Source organism: Sphingomonas sp. FUKUSWIS1 (assembly GCF_000733135.1).
Taxonomy (GTDB): Bacteria; Pseudomonadota; Alphaproteobacteria; order Sphingomonadales; family Sphingomonadaceae; genus Sphingomonas; species Sphingomonas aerolata.
In genome coordinates, this window is record NZ_JPJC01000009.1 from 1 (window position 1) to 4,013 (window position 4,013).

Annotated in this window: 3 protein-coding genes and 1 pseudogene; 1 reads left to right on the plus strand and 3 read right to left on the minus strand. The window is 66.1% G+C overall.

Features of this window, described 5'->3' with window-relative positions; translation table 11 throughout:
* Both mobA and sphsw_RS00770 read right to left on the minus strand, forming a co-directional pair.
* A partial coding sequence (gene mobA, locus sphsw_RS18515) for a molybdenum cofactor guanylyltransferase (protein ID WP_327195628.1) occupies positions 1 to 431 on the minus strand: 431 nt, incomplete at its 3' end.
* The gene (locus tag sphsw_RS00770; protein ID WP_031438948.1) at positions 314 to 2,602 is read right to left on the minus strand and encodes an FdhF/YdeP family oxidoreductase; all 2,289 of its coding nucleotides are present in this window, start codon (positions 2,600 to 2,602) and stop codon (positions 314 to 316) included. The genes sphsw_RS00770 and mobA, both read right to left, overlap by 118 nt.
* A gap of 125 nt (positions 2,603 to 2,727) precedes the next feature.
* Here sphsw_RS00770 and trxB point away from each other — a divergent pair, with 125 nt between their 5' ends.
* Positions 2,728 to 3,696, plus strand: a complete 969-nt coding sequence (gene trxB / locus sphsw_RS00775) for a thioredoxin-disulfide reductase (protein ID WP_031395129.1) — start codon at positions 2,728 to 2,730, stop codon at positions 3,694 to 3,696.
* A gap of 112 nt (positions 3,697 to 3,808) precedes the next feature.
* On the opposite strand, the pseudogene sphsw_RS19580 reads toward trxB, so the two are convergent.
* Positions 3,809 to 4,013 (minus strand): annotated as a pseudogene (locus tag sphsw_RS19580) (hypothetical protein); the annotation flags it as partial.

Below are 4,013 nucleotides of genomic sequence, written 5' to 3' on the forward strand. Positions count from 1 at the left end.
AGGGCGAGCGCCGCCAGCAGCCCGTCGGGCAGCACGGGCACGTCGCAGGCGATCGTGAAGACCGAGGTGTAGCCGAGCCCCGCCGCATGGTGCAGCGCGCCCGCTATGCCCCCCAGCGGCCCCAGATCGGGCCCCGGCAGGTCGCGGATCAGGCCATCCCGCCCGGCGACCACTGCGTCATCGACATACGGCCCGAGCAGCGCACAGGCGTGATCGGCAAGGCGACGGCCGTCGAGCAGCGCCTGCGCCTTGTCCGACCCGAACCGCGACGATCGCCCGCCCGCCAGGACGACGCCGAGGATCCGGGGCGTGCTCAGCGCGTCTTCTCGATCCGCACCGGCACCGACTTGGCGGCCGGCACATGGCTTTCGCGCGCATGGTGCGCGACCGGCATGAGCAGGTTGCACTCGGGGTAATAGGCCCCGACGCACCCTTCCGGAATCGAATATTCGACGACACGCAGCTTGTTGAAGCGGCGGTCGCCATTGTCGCCAGCATCGCCGACCAGATCGACGTCGTCACCGTCGGTCAGCCCCATGCGCAACATGTCGCTGCGGTTCATGAAGACGATGTCGCGCGTGCCCTTCACGCCGCGGAACCGGTCGTGATAGCCATAGACGGTGGTGTTGAACTGATCGTTCGATCGCAGCGTCATCAGCCGGAACCGCCCCTCGCTCTCCTCGAACCCAGTGACGTTGAGCGAGTGGGGGACGTTGATCTCCGCCTTGCCGCTCTCGGTCAGCCATTCGCGGTGCGCCGCCGGCACGCCCTTCCAGAAGCCGCCGGGGGTGAACATCTTGGCGTTGAAGTCGGAGAACATGTCCGGATAGGTCTCGGCGATCGCATCGCGGATCCGCGCATAGTCGCGCACCCACGCATCCCAGTCGAGCTTCGGATTGGGCGCCAGCGTCGCCTTGGCGATACCCGCAAGGATCGCAGGCTCGGACAGCAGCGTCTCCGCGGCGGGCGTCGCCTTGCCCTTCGAGCCATAGATCTGGCTGAACGAATCCTCGACCGAGACGCTCTGCGGCCCGGTACCCTGCATGTCCGTCTCGATCCGGCCGAGGCAGGGGAGCAGATAGCAGGTCTTGCCGGGCAGCAGGTGCGAACGGTTGAGCTTGGTGGCGATGTGCACCGTCAGGTCGATCCCGCGCCACGCCGGCTCCATCCGCGCATGGTCGGGAATCGCGCGGACGAAATTGCCGCCCAGGCCGATGAACGCCTGCGCCTCGCCGTCGAGCACCGCCTCGCACGACGCGACCGTGTCCCAGCCGAGCTCGCGCGGCGGCTCGAAGCCATATTGCTCGGCGAGCTTGTCGAGCGGGGCGAGCTCCGGCTTTTCGGTGATCCCGACGGTACGCTGCCCCTGGACGTTCGAATGGCCGCGGACGGGGCCCATGCCCGCGCCCGGCTTGCCGATATTCCCGCGCAGCAGCATCAGGTTGACGAGCATGTGGACGTTGTCGATCCCGCCGACATGCTGGGTCAGCCCCATGCCATAGACCGCGATGACCGCCTTCGACTTGGCATAGACCTTCGCGGCCGATTCGATCTCGACGCGCGACAGCCCGCTTTCATGCTCGATCGTCGCCCAGTCGGTACTGCGCGCGACGTCCGCGAACTTCTCGAACCCGGTGGTATGCTCGGCGAGGAAGGCGTGGTCGAGGATCCGCAGCGTGTTGAGTTCGCGCGCGCGATCGTCGGCCTCGATCAGATATTTGCACATCCCCATCAGCGCGCCGACGTCGCCGCCGGTCTTCACCTGGTGATATTGCGAGGCGATCGGCGTCGACTTGCCGGTGACCATCTCCAGCGGATTCTGCGGATCCTGGAATTTCTCCAGACCGCGCTCCTTCAGCGGATTGAACACGACGATCTCGACACCCCGCTTGGCGCAGTCGCGCAGCGGGTGAAGGAAGCGCGGACTGTTCACGCCCGGATTCTGCCCGAAATAGAAGATTGCGTCGCACTTCTCGTAATCCGAAAGGTGGATCGTCCCGACCGCGGAGCCGATCGCCGACTTCAGCCCGACCGAGGTCGTCTCGTGGCACATGTTCGAACTGTCGGGCAGGTTCTGGCTGCCGTACATCCGCGCCATGAGGCTGTACATGTACGAGGTCTCGAGGCTCGCGCGACCCGAGGCGTAGAAGATGACCTTGGTCGGGTCATAGGTCTTGAGCTTCGCACCGATCCCGGCGAACGCCTCGTCCCAGCTGCAGGCGGTATATTTGTCGGTCGCCGCGTCATATTTCAGCGGATGCGTCAGGCGACCGGCTTGTTCGAGATCGAAATCCTTCCAGCCGAGCAGCTCGGTGACCGTATGCTCCTGAAAGAAGGCCGGCGTCACGCGGTAGGATGTCAGCTCCCACGCGGTCGCCTTAGCGCCATTCTCGCAGAATTCGGCGGTATGCGGATGCGCGGGCTTGCCCCAGGCGCAGCTGACGCACGCAAAGCCCTCGGGCTTGTTCTGCCGCGTGAGTTCGCGCAACGCCTCGGGGCCGATCTTTTCGCGCGCGGATATCTCCACGAGCGATTTCATCGACCCCCAGCCGCCGGCGGGTGCGGTATAGTCTTCGATCTCGATGGTCCGGTCGTCGCTCATACGTCTCTCCGCTTTTGCCTTCCAACGAAGCGGGGCGGCAAACGATGCACGCCGATTGCGGTGGCGCTGGTTCAAATCGCATGCTCCATCGCCTAGATGGGATCCGAAACTCCAAGGATATCACGATGACGACGCACACGACCCGCATGCTCATTCTCGGTTCCGGGCCTGCCGGGCTGTCGGCCGCGATCTATGGCGCGCGCGCCGGGATGGCGCCGATCGTCGTCCAGGGGATCCAGCCCGGCGGCCAGCTGACCACCACCACCGATGTCGAGAATTATCCCGGCTTCAAGGATGTCATCCAGGGCCCGTGGCTGATGGAGCAGATGCAGGCGCAGGCCGAACATGTCGGCACGCGGATGATGTGGGACACGATCGTCAAGGTCGATGTCAGCAGCCGCCCGTTCCGCCTGACCGGCGACAGCGGCGACGTCTACGAGGGCGAGACTTTGGTCATCGCGACCGGCGCGCAGGCCAAGTGGCTCGGCATCGACAGCGAGGAGCCGATGAAGGGCAAGGGCGTCAGCGCCTGTGCGACCTGCGACGGCTTCTTCTACCGCGGCAAGAAGGTCGCGGTAATCGGCGGCGGCAACACCGCGGTCGAGGAGGCGCTGTACCTCACCAACCATTCGCCCGACGTGACGCTGATCCACCGCCGCGATTCGCTGCGCTCGGAGAAGATCCTCCAGGAGCGGCTGTTCGCGCACAAGGGCGTGACCGTGCTGTGGAACAAGGAAGTCCGCGAATTCGTCGACGGCGGCGGCAATGCCGGGCTCGTCGCGCTCGAGCTCGAGGACACCGTCACGGGCGAACGCTCGCGCCTCGCGGTCGATGGCGGCTTCGTCGCGATCGGCCACCACCCCGCGACCGAGCTGTTCCGCGGGCATATCGATCTTGATTCGGACGGCTATATCTCGGTCGAGACCGGCTCGACGCGCACCAGCGTCGAGGGCGTGTTCGCGTGCGGCGACGTTGCCGACAAGGTCTACCGCCAGGCGGTGACCGCGGCAGGCACGGGCTGCATGGCCGCTCTCGACGCCGAACGGTTCCTGGCGGCGGCGGAATTCGCGGAACTGGCCGAAGCCGCGGAGTAAGCGCGGGGGGCGTGCGTCGGATTCACGCCCCTCATACCCTCCGTCATCCTGACGAAAGTCAGGATCCAGAGCCAAAGACGGAATCGCCCGTAACCCTGAGTCCTGACGTTCGTCAGGATGACGAGTGGGGGGAACTGGCGGCGCCTGCATCGTCCGTGCCGTCGATCACGTCCCTGAGCGCCGCCTCCAACGCACCGGCATTCGCGGTCCCGGCGAAGCTGTGCGAACCGGTAGCCAGTCGCACGATCCGCGCCGCGCCGCGGTAGCGTGCCGCAAACACCTGCGCGGTCGCATCCCCGGTCGCGAGCAGAATGACG